This window comes from Enterobacter sp. ENT02 (genome assembly GCF_019219165.1).
GTDB classification, from domain to species: Bacteria; Pseudomonadota; Gammaproteobacteria; order Enterobacterales; family Enterobacteriaceae; genus Enterobacter; species Enterobacter mori.
The window spans coordinates 113433-138333 of the sequence record NZ_JAHUWD010000001.1; the positions used below are offsets into that span (position 1 = coordinate 113433).

Consider the following 24901-nt stretch of genomic DNA (forward strand, 5'->3'; position numbering starts at 1 on the left):
GGAGCTTGCGGTGGAGCATATTGATCATATCCTTGTCGTCGATGACGACAGGGATATTCGTGAACTGATTGTCGCTTATCTCATTAAATCCGGCTATCACGCCTCCGGCGCGGCGAACGGTAAAGAGATGCATGCGGCGCTTAATAAACAGCACGTCGACTTGGTTGTGCTGGATGTGATGATGCCGGGCGAAGACGGTCTGACACTGTGTCGACAGCTGCGCAGCAGCAAGCATAAAGATTTGCCGATACTGATGCTGACGGCCCGCAACGAGGAGACGGACCGGATCCTGGGGCTGGAAATGGGCGCCGACGATTACGTGGTTAAACCCTTTGTTGCCCGCGAGCTTCTGGCACGCATCAAAGCCATTATGCGTCGTTTTCGCACGATGCCGCCCAATTTGCAGGTCACCGAAGCAGGGCGGTTGGTTGAGTTTGGCGACTGGCAGCTCGACACCGTTGCTCGTCATCTTATCGACCCGGAAGGCACGATCGTGGCACTTAGCGGTGCGGAATATCGACTGCTGCGCGTTTTCCTTGACCATCCCCAACGCGTTTTGACGCGCGACCAGCTGCTGAACCTGACTCAGGGGCGAGATGCCGAACTGTTTGAACGTTCGATCGATCTGTTGGTGAGCCGCGTCCGCCAGCGTCTGAATGAAGATGCGCGAACGCCGGCCTACATTAAAACCGTTCGTAGTGAAGGCTACGTTTTCACCATGCCGGTGACCATTAAAGAGGTTAACGAATGACTCTCTGGCCGCGCTCGCTGCTGACCCGGCTGCTGATTATTGTGCTGGTTGGGCTGCTACTGGCTAATGCGCTCAGCCTGACGCTGGTTATGGTGGAGCGCATGCGCAGCGCCCGCACGGTGATGTTGGGTAACCTGGAATATGATGTTGCTACCAGCGTCGCCATTCTTGACCGCCTTCCGGCGAATGAACGTCCGGCCTGGCTGGCGCGGCTTGACCGGGGAAATTACCGCTATATTCTTGGGCCGGGCGAACCGGGTGCGGCCCCGCAGGACAAGCGGTCGCAAGATGCTGTACGCACCCTCAAAGAGACGCTTTCTGCAGACTACCCCCTTTATTTTACTGCCGTTGCCGGGCCGGTGTCGCACATTCAGGCGCATATCACCTTAAGCGATGGTGCGCCGCTTACGATTGATCTCATCCCCCGCATGCCGCCGGTCGCCAGCTGGCTACCCGTGGTGCTGATCTTACAACTGCTGCTTTTGGCCGCCTGTTCGTGGGTTGCCGTGCGTCAGGTGGTGCGGCCATTCTCGCAGTTTACTCGCGCGGTCGACTCCCTGGACCCGTCGTCACATGCCGCCATGTCCGAGCAGGGGCCGATCGAAGTGCAGCGCGCCGCGCATGCCTTTAACGCCATGCAGTCCCGCATTCAGGCTTACCTCCGCGAGCGCGGGCAGATCCTGGCGTCCATTTCACACGATTTGCAGACCCCGATAACCCGTATGAAGCTGCGCGTTGAAATGGCCGAACAACCTGTACTGCGTGACAAGCTGCTTAACGACCTCGACAACATGACGCGTTTGGTTCGGGAGGGTATTGCCTATGCCCGGTCATCAGAAATTCTTGAAGAAGCCACGGTGAAGATGGAGTTAAACGCCTGGATAAATACCCTTGCCAGTGATTATCAGGATGTCGGTAAGAACGTGCAGTTTCAGGCAAGCGACGAAAGGCTGCCCATCGTCACTCGCCCCCAGGCGCTGCGGCGGGTAATGACCAATTTGTTGGACAATGCGCTTAAATTCGGTGATTACGCCGAGATTGAAATTGAGCCTCAGGCAGAACAGGTTGTTATCCATATCAAAGACGGCGGGCCGGGAATTCCTGATGCCGAACTTGATGCGGTATTACAGCCTTTTTATCGTATTGAAACGTCCCGTAACCGCGATACGGGAGGAACCGGGCTTGGCCTTGCCATCGCGGCGCAGCTCACCGCGCAGCTGGACGGGAAACTTCACCTGGCGAATCGCACCGAAGGGGGACTGGAGGTTTCCGTCGCGCTGCCGCGCCGTTGATTGTACGGTTTTGTATCTGCGTTCCGTACGGATACGGTGGCAGACAAATCGCGCAGATTTACACATCATCTGAACACATCAGTACGTTGAAATAACCTCACTGCAGCTACGCAGCCAATCTGTTATGTGAGGTCGTTATGTTTCTGATTATCGCTTTTTTAGGCGGGATGATTAGCCTGCTGAGCCCCTGTACGCTCCCCGTTATTCCGCTGCTGTTTGCTGGCTTTCAGGGGCAGCGGCGACACGTCGCGGCGCTTCTCGCGGGCATGGTTGTGATGTTCACCCTGGTGGCCCTGGCCGTTACGGCTGCCAGCGAGTGGATCGTGCAAGCCACGCTGGTAGGGCGCTGGATCGCACTCATGATTTTGGCCACCGCAGCCCTTGCGCTGATTTTCCCGCAGTTTGCTCAGCGTATTGCCACACCCGCGGTCCATGTCGGCAATGCGCTGAATACCCGAAGCGGACAAACGCGTGGAGTGTCTGCCGCATTTCTGGCCGGGCTCGCGGTCGGGCTGCTCTGGTCTCCCTGCGCGGGCCCCATTCTTGGCGCGATCTTCAGCCTCAATATCGCGGGTCACTCGCCCCTTACCACCGGCACGCTGCTCATCGCCTACGGAAGCGGATGTGCGCTGATGCTGGGATTGCTTGTTGCCGGAGGCCGTAAGTTGATTCAGCCGTTAAGGGCGAAATCGGCGCTCATGGGACGACTGCGTCAGGCGGCAGGTGCAGTGATGTTGGCCGCGGTGGCATTTAACGTCACCGGGATGACGTCGGCCTTAAAAGGGGCAAATGGCATCGCCGATCGGCTCGAAAACTCACTGTTAAACCTGGCAAAACCGTCGACCTCAACCGTGAAATTGCAGCCGGTGGTGGACAGTGCGCCGAGCAGTGAGTTACCGTCATTGAGCGGCGGCACCGGATGGCTTAATGGTGACCCTGTCACGTCTGAGTCACTGCGAGGGAAGGTGGTTCTGATCGATTTCTGGACCTGGGACTGCATTAACTGCCAGCATACGCTTCCCCACGTCCGGGACTGGGCCAACAAATACCAGTCTCAGGGACTCGTGGTGATTGGCGTTCACACGCCAGAATATCCATGGGAAAAACCGCTTTCGTCCGTAAAAAATGCGGTCAATAAATGGCAGCTCCCGTACCGGGTGGTGGCGGATAATCAGTATCAAATCTGGAACAGATTTGGAAACCAGTACTGGCCCGCGCATTACTTCTTTGATGCCAAAGGACAGCTACGCTATACCTCATTCGGTGAGGGTAACTACGACAAACAGGAGCAGGTCATTCAACAGCTTCTGAAAGAAGCCCGCTCCTGAACGCCACCTTAGGGTTGACGCTGAGCGACGATGAAAAGCCGTGGAAACGCCAGCAGTATCTGCCCATTCTCCTGGAGCGGATACTGCTCTTCCAGCAACGCCTGATAACGCTTCAGATAGGCTTTTCGCTCGCTTTCGTTGAGATCCTGCAGCCACGGACGCAATCCCGTGGCGCTGACCCAGTCAATAATGGCCTGGTGCGAGCTCATCTTGTGGAAATAGGTTGTCCGCCAGATATCCACCTCGCATCCAGCCTCCGTCAAAATATCATAGTAGGCATGCACGCCGGGCAGCGGCTCACGGCCACGGTCGGGATAGCCTTGTTCGTAAGCCACTTCGCGCATTGAAACATGCGTAGGTTCAAGCCAGTTGTCGGGCATTTGAATCGCCAGCACGCCATTCAGACGAAGCAGCGAAACCAGGTGCGGCAGCAGATCGTAATGGTCCGGGATCCACTGCAAAGAGGCGTTGGCGTAAATCACATCCAGCGGCTGGTGAGGTGTGAACTGGCGAATGTCTGCCTCAACAAAGTGGCATTCAGGCAGCGCGCTGCGCGCTTCTTCCAGCATGGCGGGAGAGTTATCCACCCCTGTTATGTGTGCCGACGGCCAGCGCTGCTTCAGCAATGCGGTACTGTTGCCCGGACCACACCCCAAATCAACGACGGTGGACACCGCATCCAAAGGAACACGCGCCAGAAGCTCGGCGGCAGGGCGTGTGCGTTCCGCGCTGTATTGCAGGTAGAGAGAAGGATTCCAGTCGGCCATGTTCGCAGCTCCATTTCACGGGATTAAGGAAGAATAGCACAGACAAATACCCGCACAGCGGCAGGTATCTGACAACGCGATGTTTATAGGATCCCTTTCAGGGCGACGTGGTAAATCAGCATGATGGTTTTGCCGTCAACAATTTGGCCGGTCTCGATGCCGCGGAGCGCCTCGTCCAGCGTCACTTCAAGCACGTCGATATCTTCCCCCTCTGATTTGATTCCGCCACCTTTGCCGGTTTGATCCTGAGGGTGATATTCCGCCAGGTAGAAATAGAGTTTTTCCGTTACCGAGCCAGGGCTCATATAGGCTTCGAAAATTTTCTCTACGCGCGACACCGTAAACCCGGTCTCTTCCTCGGCTTCCGCTTTGATACGGCTTTCAGGATCCATATTGTCGAGCAGCCCGGCAGCGGCCTCTATCAGATCGCCTTCATGACCGTTGATAAAGACCGGAAAGCGGAACTGGCGGGTGAGGATGATCGTTTTTTTGTCTCGATTGTAGAGCAGTATGGTGGCTCCGTTGCCCCGGTCGTACACTTCTCGGCTTTGGTGCTGCCACTCGCCGTCGCGGCGTCGTTTATCAAAGGTAAATTTTTTCAGTATGTACCAGTTATCAGATAGGGTTTCGCTCTCGATAATGCGGATATCTGCGCGTTTTGATTGCACGTTCGGCTCTCCTTACGTAGAGTTAAGATCATAAACAGCACTATCGTGCACCCTCAAGATAAAACATGCAATATCAGGAAAGTCCGATGCTCACTAGTCAGCGAAAACAATTGATTCTGGAAAAACTCGAAGCGGAAGGTCAGGTACAGTCGACAGCACTCAGTGTCCATTTTTCAGTATCTGAAGACACCATCCGGCGCGATCTCCGCGAGCTGGCGGCAGAAGGGCGTTTGCAGCGCGTGCACGGCGGTGCGCTGCCGGCATCGTCGGCGGTAGTACCCTTTGCCGAGCGTAAAACCGTGAAAATGGATGCGAAGAAAAACGTTGCCCGAAAGGGCGCTCAACTCATTTCGGCAGGACAAGTGGTGATTATCGACGGTGGCACGACCACCGCTGAGTTAATCACGTTTTTGCCCCCAGACCTGCAGATTACCGTCGTCACGCATAGCCCGAGTATTGCGCTGGGTCTGGTCGAGCATCCTTTGATTGACGTTATCCTGATCGGCGGACGTCTGTACAAGCACTCGATTGTCACCGTGGGTGCGGCAGCTATCGAAGGCATTGGGAACATACATGCGGATCTGTTCTTTATGGGGGTAACGGGCATTCACCCGGATGCAGGGCTGACAACCGGCGATTTCGAGGAGGCGTGCATCAAACGTGCATTTTCCGGCAAAGCCGCGGAGACCATTGTGCTGGCTTCGCCTGAAAAGATTAATACCGCCTCGTCATTTGCGATCGGCGATGTGTCGCTGGCGAATACGATGGTTGTGGAAGATGGCACGGATCGGGCCTGGATAAATGCGATAACAGAGAAGGGCGTAACGATCGTTAAAACCGCTGATCGGACACATGAATAACCGTTTTTCTGCCAGCTTTTTGGTCAGGCTGTCCCTGGGGTAAAGGTTATTGATTAATTGAGTTCTTATACTGCTGATTTTCAACAGTATAAGGGATTCCATGGCAGACATTTCAATTTTAACGTTCGGGGCAGATCCGCGTGCTGGACGTATTTCAACGACGGCTATCCAACAGGCTATTGCGAAAGCGAAGCCTGGCGACAGCGTGGTGATCCCTGCAGGCCGTTATCTTACCGGTGCCATTTTTCTTAAAAGTGATATCACGCTGCATCTGGCGCAAGGTGCGGTGCTTTTAGGCAGCCAGCACCTGGACGATTACCCCTTAATCGACACTCGGGTTGCCGGCATTGATATGCGTTGGCCAGCAGGCATGATCAACGTGATTAACGCGCAGAACGTAAGCCTCACCGGAACGGGTACCCTCGACGGGCAAGGGCGGATCTGGTGGCAGCGATTCTGGGGAGATGATGAACACGGCGGCATGGTTGGGGACTACAGCGCCAACGGTTTACGCTGGGTAGTGGACTATGATTGCCAGCGGCCACGCAATGTTCTGGTGTATGAAAGCAAGAATATCCTGCTCAAGGATTTCACCAGCTGCGAGTCCGGTTTCTGGAATGTTCACCTTTGTTATTCCCGAGGTGTGGCAGTCGAGAACCTGAGTATCATTAATTCAGCGGGGCCAAGCACCGATGGAATTGACATTGATTCTTGCGAACAGGTTCGAATTGAGCGCTGTACGGTTTCCTGCAATGACGACAATATCTGCATTAAGGCGGGCCGCGGGCGCGAGGCTGCGCAAAAAGCCCGTACGGCCAGGGACATTGTTATTCGGGAATGCGTGTTGAACAAGGGATCAGGCATCACCCTGGGCAGTGAAACCTCTGGTGGGATCGAGCACGTACTGATCGAAAACAACCGTTTCAACGGCACGGGGGTTGGGTTTCGCATTAAGTCAGCCCGCAATCGCGGCGGGTTTATCCGCCATATCACGGTGCGGAATTTGCTGCTTCAGAATGTGCGTTTCCCCGTACTTATCCAACTGAACTGGTTCCCTCAATACAGCTACGGTGATAGCGGCAACCTGCAGGATAAGCCTGAGCACTGGCGCAAACTGGCTGACGGGCTAGAAGGAGAGGCGGGTTTGACGGAAGTGAGCCACCTGACGCTTAGCAATATCACTGCGCGCCGTTCAGACAGCAACTTATTCTCTCGTGCGTTTTTTATCGAAGGCTATCCGGACCGTCCTGTATGCGGGTTAACGCTCGACAATATTTCCGTCGATGCCACCGAGTTTGGGAAAATATCGGGTGTTGAGGGGTTGCGCTTCAATAATGTCCTGGTCACCGCGAATGAACTCACGCAGGACATAAATGATAGCTACGAACGCTGATGGGGATTCCGTCAGGCCTGAGGAATGCTCTCTAAGCTGGTGTAGACCTGAAGACCACGCTTGCGCGCGACCTCAATATCCATATCTGCGCCTTTTGATGCACCTTCGATGCGATAAATCGCGTCGCATTTACCAATGAGGCGATGGGCAACGGGATACAGCATCGCTTCACTGATTTCATCATGCAACGAGGTTGACCCTGCGGCCTTCGCCAGCGGCAGGGCGAGCCATTCACCAATGACCGGGATGTGCCCACGTTCGTACACCGCAAGCGCTGCGTTTTCTAATCTTGCCAGATTGGCATCGATACGTTCCTGAATACCATCCGTGCCGCTACGATAGGGTCCGGCGATTAAAATCAGCTGTTGAGTCATATCTACCTCTGTGAGTGATTATGCATGTTATTGCACGATAATTGCTGTTTTGCAGTGAGATTAAACATAACAGGCATTATCATGCAAGATCAAGTGGAATCATGCATACTGGTCACCGAAGTAGCGGTAGTATCAGTCCAATAAGTCGCTTTCAGGTGCATGACAAACCGCCTCGATATTATGACCATCGGGCGCAATGACAAACGCGGCATAATAATTTTTGCCGTAGGAGCGTAATCCCGGCGCGCCATTATCTTGCGCGCCCGTACGAAGCGCGGCATTGTAAAAGTCATCAACTTGCTGACGCGTTGTGGCTACAAAGGCGATATGCAATGGTGCTGGCTTATCATGTGTCTGATACAGGCAAAGTGAAACATCACCGGAACTCATTTCTACGCCGTAGTCTGGAGTGCCTTCATCGATAATGTTTACGCCAAGCGGCTGCAAGGCTTCGAGGAAGAAGGTTTTACTTTTTTCATAATCACTTACGCCGAATTTAACATGGTCAAACATTTGAGCCCCCAGTAAGTAGCGGTGAAATATGGAGTATAGAAGCGGAGCGTGATTATGGTGGATTGGATGCCTGGTAATGTGGGTTTGAGCACGTTCGTTGACGAGGACAAGGAGGACCATGAAATGCTGGATTTTGCCTTAATCCATTTTAGTGCGCATAATGTATATTATGTTAAATGAGATATTTGAGACGATAAGCCACGTATAATCTGTTGGGGTCTTTCCTCCTTCCTGCCAGGTGGCAATCCTCACCACGCCGTCTACCCCCAACGCGCCGCTGAGATCCAGCTCGTCGATTTTGCCTGCGGGAATATGCGCATAGCGACAAACGCCATAGAGCATATCCGGCAGTGTAATATCATCGCCATATAGGACGGTTCCTTTGACTTTCGCCAACCCATCCACGCGCCCTGGCGACGCTGAACGCAAAGCACACATAATGCTCCCCTTATTATCAATTCTGTAAGTAGCCACGGGAAAAGCCCATCGCTACGTACAAATCCAAGATTTGTGCCAGAGATCAACGAGGTGAGCACCAGGGTTTGTTTTTGTGATTGTGCACGCGTAAAAACCGCGCCGTTGAGTGAAAAGCGTCCATCACAAGCGGCGCTGCCTGAGAATGATTCCCGAGCAGCGCTCGTTTTTATCAAAGTAATAATCGGTTTTATCAAAATAATAATGGCTTAACGCGCGCAGACCAAACAGGGATGTGCAAGGAGGGATATTACTGGGCTGAGAAAGTCTGCCGATAACCTTTAATACTCCTTGGTATCGTTTACATTTTACTCGAGCAATATCATTTGATCACCGAGTTATCACTGCTATTATCAACCTATCCCTGTTCGAAACATAAATTTCTTCAATAAATTACCCTGCTAATTAATAGTCCTCACGGAATGAAGGAGCTTCCTCGATGAACTTACCCGGTCAGCAGTCGCCTGACAGCACCCTTCCCTCTTATGATCTCTCGCGCAGCCTTGGCCTACAGGCTGGTGCTGATATCGATTTTAAAAAGCTGGCCGCGCAGCTCGACTGCACGCGAAATTTTTACAATGTCGGCATCATTTTTGATGATGGCAAGCAACGCTGGCTGGTACGTCCCTCTCGACGCATTGCTGATGTGAATCAGAGCACCGTCAGCCATGTGGTAATCAGTAAAATTCCTGATGCTAAAGAAACCAGTGCAGAAAAAGCTGTTGTAGCAACGCTAACCACTCCGTCACTTGCGACGGAAATCACCTCGACCGGTTTCGCCTGTGGCGCAATGATTGTTACGCTTGTCATGGCGTTTGGTGCCGGTGCGGCAGTGCCTTTTACCGCTGGCGGGTCCGGTGTGATTGCGGCGATCAGCCTGTCCGGTACGCTGGCAACCGGAGCACAATGCATGATTGGCGCGGGCCGCCTGCTGGCTATCCATAACGACCATGGCTCCGATGTTGCCTGGCTCGACAGCCAGGACTGGTACGTCGCCACCACGACAGTTCTGGATGTCATTTCGCTTGCTGCGGCAGGAACCGCGCTAAGAGGTACTTTAGAAACGTACAAGCTGATGAAAGCGGCATCTTCGAGTAAAGTTACCGCCTGGTTCCAGAGCCTGAGCCGTGCCGAGCGTAAGCGCATCACGGAAGAGATCATCAAAGCGCAGAATCCAGGCATTTCCAGTGCCGGGGTAAAGGCCGCGATCCGCGCAGGTGTTTATCCGAAACGTTTCCCCAGCGAATCGTTACAAAAATCACTGCAGCGCGAGCTGATGAGTGCGGTCAATAACGCATCAGCCTTTGTGGGGAGTTCACTCACTGGGACTATCCGCAACCCACAAAATACCGTCCAGTCAGGACGCTATGTGGTAGGTGTGCTGCAGTCATTTTTACCTAACTAAACGCTGAGTATTCAAATGTTTAAAGTTTTAACCCGTCGCCTGCAACGCTGTAACGAGGCTGCCGCCAGCATAAACCATGCCGCCCCGACGCAGCTGCAGCAGTTGAAGACGCAGCTGGCCGACGAAATGGGTAAGCCTGTGGGACTGCATACCATGGGTATTCCCGCGGCGGTCAGTACGCTCGGGGTGATTGTCAGTTTCGCCATTCCGCAGCTGTGGCTGGGGTATGGCGTACTCGCCGCACTCGGCCAGCCGGCCGAACGCGTATTCGTGTGGGTTGTGCTGGTCGCCCTGCTGTTCGCCGGCATTAACGGCGTGACGATGTTTATGATTGGCAAAGGCAGCATGCGCGCCGTGCGGTTACATCTTACGCTGGCGGTGATAAGCTTGATATTAACCGCAGCCTACCTGCTGGCCGCGCTGAGCGGTAGCGCTGCTCCGGGCGTCAGCCTGACCGCGGCGCTGGTGAGTATTGTCATGCTGGGGCTGAGCGGCAGCTGCATCCTCTCTACCGCTTTCTATAAGATGCTGCTATTTACTCTGCATAACAGAGCCTGGCGCAAGCTTATCAGCCAGACGCGCTAAGCATTAATCCCGTAAAAAACCCGCCGCTACCAGCGGGTTTTTTTATGGCTTTTTATGCCTGCGCAACCAGATCAGCTTGTACGCCGCAGGTATAATAAACAGCGATAGCAGCGGCGCCGTGATCATCCCGCCAATCATCGGTGCCGCTATCCGGCTCATGACCTCTGACCCGGCACCGGTACCCCACAGAATGGGCAGCAGACCGGCAATGATCACCGCAACGGTCATCGCCTTTGGCCGCACGCGCAGCACGGCGCCATGATAAAGGGCGTCATCAAGCCCTTGCTCGGTGAACGTTTCACGACGAGACAACTCCGGGTGCGCTTCAATGGCCTGACGCAGATACATCAGCATGACTACCCCAAACTCAGCCGCGACGCCAGCCAGCGCGATAAACCCGGTTCCGGTTGCGACAGACATATGGAAGCCCTGCCAGTACAGGAACCAAATCCCCCCAACCAGTGCGAACGGCAGGCTCATCAGGATCAGCAACGCCTCATCCACGCGTCGGAACGCCAGATAGAGCAGAATGAAAATGATCATCACCGTCATCGGCACCATCAGCTTCAGTTTTTTATTGGCATGCTCGAGTAGCTCAAACTGTCCTGAGAATGACACGCTGGTTCCCGGCCTCAGTTTTACCTTCTGGCTGATGGCTGTCTTAATGTCGTTTACCACCGACACCATGTCCCTGCCCCGTGCATCAATGTAAATCCAGCTGGCGGGACGGGCATTTTCCGTTTTCAACATTGTTGGACCGGAAACGACGTTAATCTCTGCCACATCGCCAAGGGTGATTTGCTGCTTCATCGGCGTCAGGATCGGCATCTCCTTCAGCGCCTGCGGGCTGTTCCGGTAATCCTGCGGATAGCGGATATTGATCGGATACCGGGCCACGCCTTCAACCGTTTCACCTACCGTCGCGCCGCCGATTGCGGAGGAGACGAAGAGTTGCACATCGCCCACCGTCATGCCGTAGCGGGAGGCTTTTTCACGGTTGATATCCACATCAACGTAGCGCCCCCCTTCCAGACGTTCAGCCAGTGCTGAGACCACGCCCGGCACGGTTTTGGCTACCGCCTCAATGTTCTGCGCCGTTGCGTCGATATCCGACAAAACGGTACCCGACACCTTGATCCCTATCGGACTTTTGATCCCGGTTGAGAGCATATCAATGCGGTTACGGATGGGCGGCACCCAGAGATTGGCAAGCCCCGGCAAACGAACCGTCTGATCCAGTTCATCGATAATCTTGTCAATCGTCATGCCCGGCCGCCACTGGTCTTCCGGCTTAAGCTGAATGGTCGTTTCAACCATTTCAAGCGGCGCGGAATCTGTTGCGGTTTCAGCCTTACCCGTCTTACCAAACACGGAAGCCACTTCCGGGACGGTTTTGATTAACTTGTCCGTGGTCTGTAACAGCGCTGCCGCTTCCGCTGGAGAGACGCCCGGCAGCGTCGACGGCATATACAGCAGATCGCCCTCATTGATCTTCGGCAGAAACTCACCGCCCACCTGACTTAAAGGCCAGATAACCGTGAAGATGGATAACGCCGCAACCAGCAGGGTGGTTTTTGGCCAGCGAAGCACCTTAAGTAGCAGCGGATGATAGGCTCCGATCAGCAGCCGGTTCAGCGGGTTACTGTTCTCAGCGGGGATTTTTCCCCGGATCCAGAACCCCATCAGAATCGGAATGACGATGATAGCCAGCGCGGCCGCCCCCGCCATGGCATACGTTTTCGTGAAGGCCAGCGGACCAAACAGCCGCCCTTCCTGCCCTTCAAGGGTAAAAATCGGAATGAAGGATAAGGTGATGATCAGCAGGCTGATAAACAGCGCGGGGCCAACCTCCACGGAGGCGTTGGTGATCACCTGCCAGCGGGTGGCGTTATCAATCTGCTCTCCGGGATGCTGATGATCCCACTCCTCGAGCCGTTTATGCGCATTTTCAATCATCACAATGGCGGCATCCACCATTGCGCCGACGGCGATGGCGATCCCACCCAGCGACATAATATTGGCGTTCAGCCCCTGGAAGTGCATGACGATAAAGGCAATGCACAGGCCGAGCGGCAGAGAAATGATGGCGACCAGCGCAGAGCGGACGTGCCAGAGGAACAGCGCGCAGACGATGGCCACCACGATAAACTCTTCGAGCAGCTTGCCGCTCAGGTTATCAATGGCCCGGTCGATAAGCTGGCTGCGGTCGTAGGTCGTGACAATCTCAACGCCTTCCGGCAGGCTGGCCTTCAGCGTCTCCAGTTTCTCTTTCACCGCAGTAATGACCTCACGCGCATTTTTGCCTGAACGCAGGATCACGACGCCTCCGGCGACTTCCCCCTGCCCGTTTAGTTCGGCAATACCGCGTCGCATTTCCGGCCCCGTCTGCACGCGAGCAACATCACGCAGATAAATGGGTACCCCGTTCTCCCCGGTTTTCAGGACGATATTATTGAAGTCATCAAGAGTCTGGAGATAACCGCTGGCGCGAACCATATACTCCGCTTCCGCGATTTCAATGGATGAGCCCCCTGCTTCCTGGTTGGACGATTCCAGGGCTTGCTTAACCTCAGGCAGGCTTACGCCGTACTGGGCCAGTTTTAATGGATCGACCTGAATCTGATACTGCTTCACCACGCCGCCGACCGACGCCACCTCGGCCACGTTCGGAATGGTTTTCAGTTCAAACTTGAGGAACCAGTCCTGAAGAGATCGCAGTTCCGCGAGATCGTGTTTTCCACTGCGATCGACCAGCGCATACTCAAATATCCAGCCCACGCCCGTGGCATCAGGCCCGATTTCAGCGCTCACCCCGGCGGGCAGTTTACCCTGCACCTGATTCAGATACTCCAGCACGCGTGACCTGGCCCAGTAGAGATCTGTCCCATCTTCAAAAATGACATACACGTAGGAATCACCAAACTGGGAAAACCCGCGCACGGTCTTTGCGCCCGGCACCGACAGCATGGTGGTGGTGAGCGGATACGTCACCTGGTTTTCAACAATCTGCGGAGCCTGGCCGGGATAACTGGTTTTAATAATAACCTGAACATCAGACAGATCGGGCAAGGCATCGACCGGCGTGTTGATGATGGTCCAGGTTCCCCAGACGCTGAGAAACAGCGCCCCCATCATCACCAGAAAACGATTGGCAACTGACCGCCGGATAATCCATTCAATCATCGTCGTCTCCTTAGTGACCAGCATGCGCGTCGTCATGTTTTTCAGGATGCCGCATGCGCTCCAGCGCACCGGTAATATTGGCCTCAGAGTCAATCAGGAACAGACCGCTGACCACCACCGACTCCCCTTCATTCAGGCCAGAACCAATACCGGACTGTTGCTGAGATTCGTGCAGCACGTGGATCGGTTTCGGCACAAAACGCCCCTCCGCATCGACCGTAATCACGCGCTGTTCCTTGCCGGTATCGATAATGGCCTGAGACGGGATCAGCAGCATGTCCTGGCTTTGAGTATTCAGTTTCAAATAAGCGTTCATACCCGGTTTCAGACGTTCATCTTTATTGGAAACCTGCAGGCGCACCTGCAGCGTGCGAGTGGCCGGGTCCACGCTCGGCAGAAGGTTCCATTTTTCAACGGGGAAAGATGTGTCCGGATAAGCCGGTACGGAAACGGCAAACTGCGACGTGTCTTTCAGGAGATACGCGATGGACTCAGGGATGGCTGCGCTGATCCAGACGGGGTCCATCCCCTGAATCTGTGCCACCACTTTATCTTTTGAAATATTCATTCCGGTGCGCAGGTCAAACGTGGTGATCACCCCGTCGATGGGGGCTTTAATGGTAAATCGGGTCTGAATCGTTCGGCTTGCGCGCAGCCTTTGTATATCGTCGTCTGGCATGCCTGCCAGCCGCAGCCGCTCAAGTACCCCTTTAATCTGGGTAGGCGTTCCGCCGGTGCCGGATAACAGCAAAAACTCACTCTGCGCTTCGACCCAGTCCGGGATCGTGATATCAATCAGCGGTGTACCTTTCTTCACATGGTCGCCCGTTGTCAGCGGGTACACCTTCTCAACGAAACCTTCAGCGCGCGCCTGCACAATGACAAACTGATAGTCGTTATAGCTGACGTTGGCCGGGATGGTCTGGGAATAATTCAGCTTCCCTTGCGTGACTTTTTGCGTTTTTAATCCCAGATTCTGAACCTGTGTCGGATCAATACGAATACCGGCGCTGCTTTTCTCGTCGTCTTCATCCGCATATTTCGGCACCAGGTCCATATCCATAAAAGGTGATTTACCGGGTTTATCAAATTTAACGTCTGGTTTCATCGGGTCATACCAGAAAAGTACCTTTCGCTCGGGTACTGTCTTTTCTGTTTTATCCACTGAATGCATTGCCTGCCAGGCCGTCACTGAAATCAGCCCGCCTGCGATGAGGCTGGAAATAATCATTGCAGCATATTTTATTTTAAAAGACGCCATGCTATTTCTCGCTATTTAATGCTCTTCAGTAAAGAGATATTGCCCTGCTGCACAAACGAAAAATTAACCTGGCTACCCACTTTTAACGCCGTAATACTCTCGTCAGCCTGGGTAAAGGTGAAGCGCATGGTCATCGCGGGCCACCCCACCGCCGGGATAGCATCATGAGAAATGGTGATTTTCTTATTGGTGAGATCAATGTCCTTCACAATGCCGGTTCCTTCGATTACCTGCTCTGAAGCGGCGTTGCTGGCAGCAGCCATTTCACCATGCTGATGAACTTCAGCCTGAAGGCCAGCAGAAAACATCACAGAGAGAGCACCAAATACAACGGCTTTAATGGAATTACGCATATTCATTGTCCTGTTAAATGATAAATAATTTATTCAACCCAGCCGCCACCCAGTGCGGTGTAGAGATTAATTTCATTCACCTGTCTGGAATTGGTCAGGTCGAGTAGGGTTTGCTGTGTGGTGAAAAGAGAGCGTTCAGCATCAAGCACTTCGATATAGCTCACCGCGCCGCTGGCATATAATCCTCTGGCGCGCTGAAGGGTAATTTGCAGTGAATCCAGATAACGCTGCTGCGCATCAATTTGATTGTTAATGCTGTCACGCAGGGCGAGCGCATCAGCAACATCTTTAAATGCAGCCTGAATTTTTTGTTCGTAATTTACAACCGACTGCTGCTGGCGTATTTCAGCCAACTTCAGGTTGGCGTTATTCCTTCCGGCATTGAAAATAGGAATGTCGATTTTAGGAATGAAATTCCACATCCCGCTCGCCGGTGTGAACAGGCTGGATAGCGCCGTACTGCTTGTTGAAAGTCCACTTGTCAGCGAAATGGAAGGGAAAAAAGCGGCTCGCGCAGCGCCAATATTGGCATCAGCCGCTTTCAGCTGATACTCCGCCTCCATGATATCCGGGCGCTGAAGCAGAATGTCTGATGACAGATTGGGCGGCAACTTTACGGGTGTCATAGCGCTATCGCTCGCACCGTTTTCTGCCGGGAGCACGCGATACGTGCCCAGTACAAGCTGCAAGGCATTATTGGCCTGCGCCAGCTCGCCCTCTCTTTTGGCAATCTCCGCGCGGGTGCTTTCGATTTGTCCACGAGCCTGTTCCAGCGCGAGGACGTTCGTGCTGCCCGTCACCAGCTGCTGCTCTACAAAAGCATAAGACTGTTGATAATTTTTCAGCGTCTCGCGCGCAATACGCAGCTGTTTGTAGGCCAGCTGCTGGCTGAAATAACTCTGAGACACGCTGGAGACAAGCAGAATATGTACCGCCCGGCGGGCTTCTTCGCTGGCAAAAAAGTTTTGTCTGTCTGCCTCACTCATGTTCCTGAGCTTGCCGAAAAAATCGAGTTCGTAGCTAAGCTCAAGGCCCGCGTCATACTCTTGTGATGTCGGCTTGTCACTTTTCAGCCCGCCGCTGTAGGTAATACCTGACGACGCATTCAACTGCGGATAGCGGTCTGCATCCGTGACGTTAAACTGCGCCCGGGCCTCTTCCACCTTCAGGGCCGCCATGCGCAAATCGCGATTGTTGCTCAGGGCCTCGGCGATCAGCCTTGTCACCTGCGGATCGGCAAAAAAGTTGCGCCACCCGCTGTCCTGATAATTCTGCGCTGCGGGCATCAGACCGTTGCGAGACAGTGAAAACTGCTGCGGGACCGGTGCCGCGGGGCGCTGGTATTCAGGCGCCAGCGAGACGCAGCCTGCAAGGAGGAAAATTGTGCTGATGCTAAGTCGTTTTAAGGTGAACATAACGCTTCTCGTCCAGGCAGACCTGGTAAATGATTCCAATGAAGTCCAGAGTGTTACCAGGGTTACTCTAACGAAATCATCCTGTTTGCCCGGTGACAGGATAATGACAATGTTGTCATTTTTAGCGTAAGCCGTTGATTACGCCCTTCGGCGCAATAGAATGTCGCTAGCAGCCAGTCAGGGGAGCAAGATGAAAATACTGATCGTTGAAGACGAGATTAAAACAGGCGAATACCTCAGCAAGGGGCTGACGGAGGCGGGCTTTGTGGTGGACTACGCTGACAATGGCCTGAACGGATATCATCTCGCCATGACCGCCGGGTATGATCTGCTGATTCTGGATATCATGCTGCCTGATGTGAACGGCTGGGATATCGTCCGCATGCTGCGTTCTGCCGGGAAAGGGATGCCGATACTGTTACTGACGGCCCTCGGCACGATTGAACACCGGGTTAAGGGGCTTGAGCTGGGCGCAGATGATTACCTGGTAAAACCTTTCGCCTTTGCTGAGCTTCTCGCTCGGGTGAGAACGCTGCTAAGGCGCGGTAATACAGCGATAGCCGAGAGCCAGTTCAACGTGGCGGACCTGACGATCGATCTCATCTCCCGGAAGGTCACCCGCGCCGGAAACCGTATTCTGTTAACCAGCAAAGAGTTCAGCCTGCTGGAGTTTTTCATCCGGCATCAGGGCGAAGTCCTGCCCCGCTCCCTGATTGCTTCGCAGGTGTGGGACATGAACTTTGACAGCGACACCAACGCCATCGACGTCGCGGTTAAGCGCCTGCGCGCCAAAATAGATAATGATTATGAGCCGAAACTGATCCAGACCGTCCGCGGCGTCGGCTATATGCTGGAGGCACCTGATGCACAATAAGCCCGCCAGGCGTCCATTCTCTCTTGCCCTGAGGCTGACGTTTTTTATCAGCCTCTCTACGATCCTCGCTTTTTTCGCTTTTACCTGGTTTATGCTGCATTCGGTTGAAAAGCATTTTGCCGAACAGGATGTTAGCGATCTGCAGCAAATCAGCACCGCAATGCACCGCATACTGCAGTCACCGGCCGATCCCGATGAACGAAAGGTCAGTAAAATCAAAGAGTCGATTGCCAGTTACCGCAACGTCGCCGTGCTGCTTCTGGATCCTCAGGGGAATGAACTGTTCAGTTCAGCGCAAGGCGCGGCATTACGGCCTGCGGTAAATACGGCGGATTTTGGCACACACCGCCGCGCGCAGGATGTGTTTCTCTGGACGGTAGAAGATCCGTCCATGCCCGCGCATTCCGGCCCCGAAATGAAAATGGAAACCTACCGAATTATCGCCTCTTCTGGAACGGCTGCATTTCAGGGAAAAACGCAGAACTACGTCATGCTTATCGGGCTTTCCATCAATTTTCATCTTCACTACCTCGATGCGCTGAAAAAGAATCTGCTCGCGATTGCTGCTGTTATCAGCGTGCTGATTATTCTTGTCATCCGCATCGCGGTTCGCCAGGGACACCTGCCCCTGCGTAACGTCAGCACCGCTATCAAAAATATCACCTCTGAAAATCTGGATGTGCGGCTGGAGCCGTCCCGCGTGCCTGTTGAGCTGGAACAGCTGGTGATCTCCTTCAACCATATGATTGAAAAAATTGAGGATGTCTTTACCCGTCAGGCCAATTTTTCTGCCGATATCGCGCACGAAATCAGAACCCCCATCACCAACCTGATGACGCAGAGCGAGATTGCGCTAAGCCAGAACCGGACCCAGAAAGAGCTTGAAGACGTACTCTATTCCAGCCTTGAAGAGTACACCCGGATGACCCGCATGGTCAGCGACATGCTGTTTCTCGCGCAGGCAGATAATAACCAGCTGATCCCTGACCGGGTCATGTTTGATTTACGTGCAGAGGTGATGAAAGTTTTCGATTTCTTCGAGGCCTGGGCGGAAGAGCGCAACATCACGCTGAAATTCAACGGGATGCCCTGCCTGGTTGAAGGCGATCCCCAGATGTTCAGGCGAGCAATCAATAACCTGTTATCCAATGCCCTGCGCTATACGCCGGAAGGACAGGCTGTGACCGTTTCACTCACAGAACAAGATAGCTATTTTGTTCTGATGATTGAAAACCCCGGCACGCCCATCCCGGAAGCGCATTTGCCGAGACTGTTTGACCGCTTCTATCGGGTGGATCCGTCCAGGCAACGTAAAGGCGAAGGCAGCGGGATCGGGCTTGCCATCGTCAAATCCATTGTGGTTGCCCATCATGGAAAAGTGCGTGTGGAATCTGACGCTCGCTCAACGCGGTTTATCTTGTCTGTGCCAAAGGCGATAACGCGCTAAGGCTCACTGCGCAACCTGGCAGACTTCGCGCACTTTCTCTCTCAACCAGCGGTGCCCCGGATCCTGCTCCATTCGCGGGTGCCACATCTGGGAAACCGTAATGGTCCGGGCTTTAAACGGCAGTTCGAAGACGTGCAAATTTTCCGTCATGGTTTGATTGCGCAGATACAGTGCGGGAACCATCGCAATGAGATCGGACGCCAGCGCCACGGATAACGCCGTCGGGAAGCCCGGCACCACGCTGGCCACTTTACGTTTCATACTCTGTTCCGCCAGAACGTCATCGACAAAGCCGTGTAACGAACCGTCGGGCGAGGCGACCACATGGCCCCATGACACATAATCGTTGATGCTGATTGCCGACAGCGCGGCCAGCGGATGTCCTTTGCGTACCGCACCCACAAACCGGTCCTGAAATAACCGCTGCAAACGTATCTCCGGTCCCATGTTGCTCTGTACGCCAATTTCCAGGTCAACCAGCCCCTCACGCAGGTACCGCGACGTTTTTTCAGGCTTCGGTGCGAAGCGTATACAGACCTCAGGTGCAGCCGCGGCAACGGCGGCAATCAGGGCAGGACCAAAGGCCACCACGAAGCCATCATTTGCCCGAATGGTGAAAAGTCGTGCCAGAGTTTGGACGTTTAGCGTCTCGGTGGAGGGCTGGAGCACCGCCCTCGCCTCGTGCACGGCGTTTCTGGCCCGGTCCCGGGTGGCTTCTGCCCAGGGCGTCAGCACCATGTGACGTCCGGCCCGAACCAGAATCGGATCGCCGGTCACTTCACGCAGCCTGCTCAGCGTTCGGCTCATGGCGGAGGTGCTCAGGTTTAGACGCCGCGCCGCAGCCGCTACGCTGGCTTCAACCAGCAAAACGTCAAGGGCAACCAGCAAATTGAAATCAGGGTCGGTCACGTTATCTCCTCATATAAGGCGTTATACGCAACGAATGAATGCACAGGCTGCGTCTTCCGCCTTGTATACCCCATGATTATAGTTTCGTCATCACTATTCTTTTCTGGAGTAAATATCATGACGCTGTTTTCAAACCAGCCCGGCGATGAGGGATTACCGGGACATGAACGTGCTCGGGTCATGGTCGCGCTGATGACCACCACGCTGATGGGCGTCTTTGATGGCACCATGATTAACGTAGCGCTGCCCTCCATGGCGAGCGCGATGCAGGTCTCTGCGAATGTCGCAGTATGGTTTGCCAACGGTTACCTGCTGTCGGCGGCGATGACGCTGGCTATCTTCGCGGCGCTGGCAGCGAGCAAGGGCTATCGCCCGGTGTTTCTGGCGGGTCTTGCGACGTTCACGCTTACCTCCCTTGGCTGCGCGCTGGCGACGACGCCGGATATGCTGATCGGGATGCGCGTTTTGCAAGGTATCGGTGGCGCGGCCACGTTGAGCATCGCTCCGGCGATACTGCGCTCCGTTTTCCCTGGACGACTGCTTGGCCGCGTTCTGGGGCTACACGCCCTGCTGATTGCCGCCAGCACGGCCATAGCGCCGGTGCTGGGCGGCACGATCCTGGAGGCGCTGCGCTGGGAATGGCTGTTTGCAATTAACATGGTTCCGGGAAGTGTCGCACTGCTGCTGGCCTGGAAGGCGCTACCGCGCGGTTCGGCTTCCAGTAAAACGCCCTTTGACACCACAGGTGCGGTGCTCTCGGCGATACTGTTAGGTTCGACGATCATGACCGCGAACAGTTTCCAGCACGTCAGCCATGAGGCGGCGTTCTGGGCGGGTATTGCCCTGCTCAGCGCCACCGCCTTCATCTGGCATATTTGCCGCGTCCAAAGCCCCTTGCTGCCCCCCGTTATCTTCCGCAACGGCCGCTTTACGCTCGCCGCACTCACCTCACTTGCGTCATTTGTGAGCCAGGGCATCACCTTTATCGCGCTGCCGTTTCTGTTTCAGAGCGTGTATGGCTACAGCCCGCTGGAATCGGCCCTTCTGTTCACGCCCTGGCCGATTGGGATCGTGTTGATTGCCCCTCACGCGGGCCGTTGGGCAGATACGATTTCCGCGCCGCTGATTTCCACCATCGGGCTGATGATTTTTGCCGTTGGGTTGATCCTGCTGGCGACGTTACCCGCAAGCCCTCCCACATGGGATATCTGCCTGCGCAGTCTGGTGTGCGGTATTGGGTTTGGCTGCTTCCAGAGCCCCAATAATCGGGAAATGCTCGCTAACGTGGCGCGCGAGAATTCCAGCTATGCGTCCGGGGTATTGTCCATCGTCAGGACCTTCGGGCAGTGTCTGGGGGCGGCCGTGATAGGCGTTTGGCTGGCTGCGACGACGGGCTCGGACCAGGCCGTTCACTTTGCGCTGTGGACTGCGGTGGTAGCCTCAGCCGGATCGGTGTTGTTTAGCCTGAGCCGACTGCGCGCCGCCGTTCGGGCATCAGCCTGATTCGCCCGGCGGCGCTACGCTTGCACGGGCCTACAATGTAGGCCGGGTAAGCGCAGCGCCACCCGGCAAAAAAGACGACGCGTTTATTTACTCCAGCGCCAGCAGCGCAAAGCTCGCCAGCCAGTGCCCGCCGCTGTAGTGGCTGCCCACCACGTGCTCAACGCTTGCCGTCAAATGTTTCGCCACGGCATCACGCAGCGCCTGCTGTCCCGGATGGTTCTCCGGCAGCGCCTTTGCAATGTGCTTCATACACCAGGCGCGGCTGAGGTTTAACCCGTCCAGATGGGCAATTTTCGGGTCGGTACGGTCGCTCACCTCCGCCGGGTTCATCAGTGCCGCAACTGTCTCTACATCAGGGAGGAATTTATCGAACCATGCCGGGAAGTTATCCGTTACCTTGCTCATCAGCAGCGCCTCGGTCAGCGCGCCGGAAATATACTCATCGCCGCCCGGTTCGTAGTGCGCAGGATAGCGCGTATCCGCGAGATAAAACCGCTCAGCCGCCGTCAGAATTGCCTGCTCGAGCCCGCTGTCCTGCACGGCACGGGCGTAATCCAGCCCCAGCGCGAGGGCAAACGCCGTGTTGTAGTGCGTTCCGACGCGGATCGGATAGGTAAGCTTGCTGAGATAATCCACCAGCCGGTTGCGAATATCCTGGGTTAACGGCTCAAGCGTCTGGTACCAGACTGCGGCCTGCGGCAGCGACGACTGTTTCAGCTCATGAGCCAGTGCCAGCAGCCAGCCGTAGCCATACGGACGTTCGAACGACGCGCGGAACGGCGCGGTGAAATAGGCCAGCTCTTTCGCCACGTTCTCGTCGGTCAGATGCTCGTCGATAAGCGCGACGATTTCATTCCGACACGGTAGCTCAGGATAGAGGCGCACGCAGCGCAGCAGCAGCCAGTAGCCGTGCACCGCCGAGTGCCAGTCAAAACAGCCGTAGAAAATGGGGTGCAGCTCGCGAGGCGGTAGAACATCGCCATCATCATTCAGCAGGTGCATGATGTGGTTCGGGTATTCCTGGCGCAAATAGGTCAAAGGCATGCGGGCAAACGCGTCTGCCTGATGTTGCGTTAATTCCATATCAGCTCCTTAGCGAAACACGAGGAAATACATTAAGAACACGTTCACCACCAGCAGGGTTAACGCGGTCGGGATCTGGATCTTGATCACCTGATATTTGTCTTTCAGCTCCAGCAGCGCGGCGGGAACGATATTGAAGTTCGCGGCCATCGGCGTCATCAGCGTGCCGCAGTAGCCCGCGTACATGCCAATCGCCAGCAGCGGTGCCGGGTTGCCGTGATGCACGTTAATCAGGAACGGTAAGGCGATACCGGCACTTAATACCGGGAAAGCGGCAAAGGCGTTACCCATGATCATGGTAAACAGCGCCATACCCACGCAGTAAATCACCACCAGCATGAAGCGGCTATTCGGGTTCACGAACAGGCTGACCACCTTCTGCACCGAATCGCCGGTATTGGCCGCCACGAACACGCCGCCGAGCATCGCCAGCATCTGCGGCAGGATCACCGCCCAGCCGATGGTGTCGACAAGACGACGAGACTGGCGGATAGCGTGCAGCGGGGTACCCTTCGTTAGCCACCATCCGGTGAGGATCGCCGCGACGCAGGCCACGCACAGCGCCGCCAGGGTAAGCTGTTTCTGGTCGAGAAGATAAACGCCACCAATCGACACGCCCTTCAGGAACAGCGTCCCGATAACCGTCACCACCGGGATCATCAGAGCGGGCAGGAACAGCCAGTTTTTGAGCCGGTTCGATGAGGCAATGCGCTCCTCGTCGGAGGCCATTTTATAGTGCCCTTTCCCGACCAGACCAAAGCCCGCCAGCAGCGCGATAGCGATGACGCCGCCGCCAATGATCCGGTACGCCAGCGATTTCCCCAGCTCCTGCACCATCAGATCGCCAAACAGGAAGATCCCGCCGAATAAAAACCAGAACAGCGCAGTGGTAAAACGCTTCGGATTAGCCCGATCGCGCAGGGTCATCACGACCAGCAGCATCACGACAAAGCCGATGAGGTAGTACACGCGGTTAATGGTGATAAGCGTCATCATTGCGCCACCTCCTGTTTCCCCTGCTCTGCACGCCAGGCCATGACGTCGCGACGAATGCTGGCATCCAGGCGCAGCAGGCGCGTCATATGAATAATTAATGCCGCAATGGCGGTGGGAATAGCCCACAGTCCGATATGCAGCGGTTCGATCCCCTGGATCCCGTTCTCTTTCAGGAAGGCGTCAATCAGCAGAACCGCACCGAAGGCGATAAAGATATCTTCGCCAAAAAAGACCGCGATATTGTCGCACGCGGCGGCATGGGCTTTGATTTTGTCGCGGATATGCTGCGGCAGTTCGCCATATTCATTCAGCGCCGCCCCTTCGGCCATCGGGGCCAGCAGCGGGCGCACCGTCTGGGCATGGCCGCCAAGAGACATCAGACCCAGCGCCGCGGTCCCTTCACGCGCGACAAAATAGAGCATCAGAATACGCGCCGAGGTGGCGCTGGCGATCTTCGCCACCCAGGCCTGGGCGCGCTCTTTAAGCCCGTAGTATTCCAGCAGACCAATCACCGGCAGGATCAGGATGAAGGTGGCCAGCGATCGGCTATTCACGAACTTCTCGCCGAAGGTTTCCAGCAGCATCCCAAAATCCATCCCGACCAGCAGACCCGTCGCCAGCCCCGCCACCACGACCACCAGCAGCGGGTTGAAGCGCAGTGCAAAACCAATAACCACGATCGGTATCCCGATCAGCGGCAACAGCGTAGTACCGTCCATAAACGTTTACCCTATCCAAAGTGAGCGTTGCGCGCCGACGGCTATTTTTTTAATTTGCGGCGAGCGATGTTGTGTTTTGTTGGCAGGCTTCGCAAAACCTGCGCTAAAAAGCTATATCTGAACCTCAAAAACATGTAAACAATTTATCAATAAAATGTTCTTATTTTATCGATGAGTTTACATTTCTGGCTAAGGAACGTTATGACCTCAAAAAAGAGTGTTGCCTCAAACCACGACGATATTACGGATGGCCGCATCGTCTCCTCTCGCCACCTGGTGTCGGAACGCTGTGCGGAGCTATCGGAGCTGGAATACGCGCTGATCATGACCAGCAACGCGTTTAACAAATGGATGGTGCGCTGCATGACGGCTGCCGGTGAGCCGGATATGGGGGCGTTTGACGTGTCGCTGCTGCATCATGTGAATCATCGCAACCGCAAGAAAAAATTGGCCGATATCTGCTTTGTCCTGAACGTGGAGGACACGCACGTGGTGACCTATGCGCTAAAGAAACTGATGAAAGCGGGCTATGTGACGAGTGAGAAAGCGGGCAAGGAGCTCTTTTTCTCAACCACGGAGGAAGGCAAAGCCTTATGCATGAAGTACCGCGACGTGCGGGAAGCCTGCCTGATTAACATTCATGGAGAGAGCGGTATTTCAGGAACGTCTATCGGGGAAACCGCGCAGCTGCTGCGCACGATCTCCTCTCTGTATGATACCGCCGCGCGGGCGGCGGCATCGCTGTGAG

At 55.0% G+C, this 24901-nt stretch carries 23 protein-coding genes and 1 pseudogene; 11 read left to right on the top strand and 13 right to left on the bottom strand.

Annotated elements, in window-relative coordinates; translation table 11 throughout:
- The first annotated feature begins 10 nt into the window (after positions 1-10).
- From KW829_RS00465 to KW829_RS00475, 3 genes are all read left to right on the top strand, one after another.
- Positions 11-751, top strand: a complete 741-nt coding sequence (locus KW829_RS00465) for a response regulator (protein WP_042718094.1) — start codon at positions 11-13, stop codon at positions 749-751.
- Positions 748-2043: a HAMP domain-containing sensor histidine kinase gene (locus KW829_RS00470; protein ID WP_218307374.1), complete on the top strand. Its 1296-nt coding sequence runs from the start codon at positions 748-750 to the stop codon at positions 2041-2043. The genes KW829_RS00465 and KW829_RS00470 overlap by 4 nt, the downstream gene beginning before the upstream one ends.
- Positions 2044-2180: 137 nt before the next feature.
- Positions 2181-3371, top strand: coding sequence for a cytochrome c biogenesis protein/redoxin (locus KW829_RS00475; protein WP_218307375.1), 1191 nt, complete (start codon positions 2181-2183; stop codon positions 3369-3371).
- Positions 3372-3379: 8 nt separating this feature from the next.
- Here the strand turns inward: KW829_RS00475 and tam are convergent, their stop codons facing one another.
- Complete coding sequence (gene tam / locus KW829_RS00480) at positions 3380-4138, bottom strand: trans-aconitate 2-methyltransferase (RefSeq protein WP_182946931.1); 759 nt, start codon at positions 4136-4138, stop codon at positions 3380-3382.
- Between the two features lie 83 nt (positions 4139-4221).
- Positions 4222-4806: an NUDIX domain-containing protein gene (locus KW829_RS00485; protein WP_218307376.1), complete on the bottom strand. Its 585-nt coding sequence runs from the start codon at positions 4804-4806 to the stop codon at positions 4222-4224.
- Between the two features lie 86 nt (positions 4807-4892).
- On the opposite strand from KW829_RS00485, the gene KW829_RS00490 reads away from it, so the two are divergent.
- Positions 4893-5666, top strand: coding sequence for a DeoR/GlpR family DNA-binding transcription regulator (locus tag KW829_RS00490; protein ID WP_218307377.1), 774 nt, complete (start codon positions 4893-4895; stop codon positions 5664-5666).
- 100 nt (positions 5667-5766) lie between these two features.
- Positions 5767-7059 (top strand): glycoside hydrolase family 28 protein, encoded by a 1293-nt coding sequence (locus KW829_RS00495; protein WP_218307378.1) that lies wholly within the window; start codon positions 5767-5769, stop codon positions 7057-7059.
- 11 nt (positions 7060-7070) lie between these two features.
- On the opposite strand, the gene KW829_RS00500 is transcribed toward KW829_RS00495, so the two are convergent.
- From KW829_RS00500 to KW829_RS00510, 3 genes and pseudogenes are all read right to left on the bottom strand, one after another.
- On the bottom strand, positions 7071-7433 hold the full coding sequence (locus KW829_RS00500; protein WP_010431180.1) for a DUF4406 domain-containing protein: 363 nt from the start codon (positions 7431-7433) through the stop codon (positions 7071-7073).
- 132 nt (positions 7434-7565) lie between these two features.
- Positions 7566-7946 carry a VOC family protein gene (locus KW829_RS00505; protein ID WP_010431183.1) on the bottom strand — a complete coding sequence of 127 codons (381 nt, stop codon included), beginning with the start codon at positions 7944-7946 and terminating at the stop codon, positions 7566-7568.
- Between the two features lie 228 nt (positions 7947-8174).
- A pseudogene (locus KW829_RS00510) lies at positions 8175-8384 on the bottom strand (hypothetical protein); the annotation flags it as partial.
- 475 nt (positions 8385-8859) lie between these two features.
- On the opposite strand from KW829_RS00510, the gene KW829_RS00515 reads away from it, so the two are divergent.
- Together KW829_RS00515 and KW829_RS00520 are read left to right on the top strand one after the other, a co-directional pair.
- On the top strand, positions 8860-9825 hold the full coding sequence (locus KW829_RS00515) for a hypothetical protein (protein ID WP_010431212.1): 966 nt from the start codon (positions 8860-8862) through the stop codon (positions 9823-9825).
- Between the two features lie 15 nt (positions 9826-9840).
- On the top strand, positions 9841-10410 hold the full coding sequence (locus KW829_RS00520) for a hypothetical protein (protein ID WP_010431214.1): 570 nt from the start codon (positions 9841-9843) through the stop codon (positions 10408-10410).
- Positions 10411-10452: 42 nt separating this feature from the next.
- Here KW829_RS00520 and silA read toward each other — a convergent pair whose 3' ends face one another.
- From silA to KW829_RS00540, 4 genes are read right to left on the bottom strand one after another with little or no spacing between them, the layout of a single operon-like run.
- The gene (gene silA / locus KW829_RS00525; RefSeq protein ID WP_218307379.1) at positions 10453-13593 is read right to left on the bottom strand and encodes a Cu(+)/Ag(+) efflux RND transporter permease subunit SilA; all 3141 of its coding nucleotides are present in this window, start codon (positions 13591-13593) and stop codon (positions 10453-10455) included.
- A gap of 10 nt (positions 13594-13603) precedes the next feature.
- Complete coding sequence (locus tag KW829_RS00530; RefSeq protein ID WP_218307380.1) at positions 13604-14854, bottom strand: efflux RND transporter periplasmic adaptor subunit; 1251 nt, start codon at positions 14852-14854, stop codon at positions 13604-13606.
- A gap of 11 nt (positions 14855-14865) precedes the next feature.
- A complete protein-coding gene (cusF, locus tag KW829_RS00535; RefSeq protein ID WP_218307381.1) occupies positions 14866-15207 on the bottom strand; it encodes a cation efflux system protein CusF in 342 nt (113 codons plus the stop codon).
- Positions 15208-15236: 29 nt separating this feature from the next.
- Positions 15237-16622, bottom strand: coding sequence for an efflux transporter outer membrane subunit (locus tag KW829_RS00540; protein ID WP_218307382.1), 1386 nt, complete (start codon positions 16620-16622; stop codon positions 15237-15239).
- 190 nt (positions 16623-16812) lie between these two features.
- On the opposite strand from KW829_RS00540, the gene KW829_RS00545 reads away from it, so the two are divergent.
- Together KW829_RS00545 and KW829_RS00550 are read left to right on the top strand one after the other, a co-directional pair.
- A complete protein-coding gene (locus KW829_RS00545) occupies positions 16813-17496 on the top strand; it encodes a copper/silver response regulator transcription factor (RefSeq protein ID WP_010431225.1) in 684 nt (227 codons plus the stop codon).
- Positions 17486-18943 carry a Cu(+)/Ag(+) sensor histidine kinase gene (locus tag KW829_RS00550; RefSeq protein ID WP_010431227.1) on the top strand — a complete coding sequence of 486 codons (1458 nt, stop codon included), beginning with the start codon at positions 17486-17488 and terminating at the stop codon, positions 18941-18943. Before KW829_RS00545 ends, KW829_RS00550 begins: the two co-directional genes overlap by 11 nt.
- A gap of 3 nt (positions 18944-18946) precedes the next feature.
- On the opposite strand, the gene KW829_RS00555 is transcribed toward KW829_RS00550, so the two are convergent.
- Positions 18947-19852 carry a LysR family transcriptional regulator gene (locus tag KW829_RS00555; protein WP_214597550.1) on the bottom strand — a complete coding sequence of 302 codons (906 nt, stop codon included), beginning with the start codon at positions 19850-19852 and terminating at the stop codon, positions 18947-18949.
- Positions 19853-19969: 117 nt separating this feature from the next.
- Here KW829_RS00555 and KW829_RS00560 point away from each other — a divergent pair, with 117 nt between their 5' ends.
- Entirely contained in the window at positions 19970-21355 is a 1386-nt protein-coding gene (locus KW829_RS00560) for an MFS transporter (RefSeq protein ID WP_218307383.1), read from the top strand.
- An 87-nt stretch (positions 21356-21442) separates the two neighbouring features.
- Here the strand turns inward: KW829_RS00560 and KW829_RS00565 are convergent, their stop codons facing one another.
- From KW829_RS00565 to KW829_RS00575, 3 genes are read right to left on the bottom strand one after another with little or no spacing between them, the layout of a single operon-like run.
- Positions 21443-22438: a DUF2891 domain-containing protein gene (locus tag KW829_RS00565; protein WP_218307384.1), complete on the bottom strand. Its 996-nt coding sequence runs from the start codon at positions 22436-22438 to the stop codon at positions 21443-21445.
- A gap of 9 nt (positions 22439-22447) precedes the next feature.
- Complete coding sequence (locus tag KW829_RS00570) at positions 22448-23434, bottom strand: DUF979 domain-containing protein (RefSeq protein ID WP_218307385.1); 987 nt, start codon at positions 23432-23434, stop codon at positions 22448-22450.
- On the bottom strand, positions 23431-24153 hold the full coding sequence (locus tag KW829_RS00575; RefSeq protein WP_010431244.1) for a DUF969 domain-containing protein: 723 nt from the start codon (positions 24151-24153) through the stop codon (positions 23431-23433). The genes KW829_RS00570 and KW829_RS00575 overlap by 4 nt, the downstream gene beginning before the upstream one ends.
- A 201-nt stretch (positions 24154-24354) precedes the next feature.
- Here KW829_RS00575 and KW829_RS00580 point away from each other — a divergent pair, with 201 nt between their 5' ends.
- Entirely contained in the window at positions 24355-24900 is a 546-nt protein-coding gene (locus tag KW829_RS00580; RefSeq protein ID WP_218307386.1) for a winged helix DNA-binding protein, read from the top strand.
- Position 24901 lies beyond the last annotated feature (1 nt).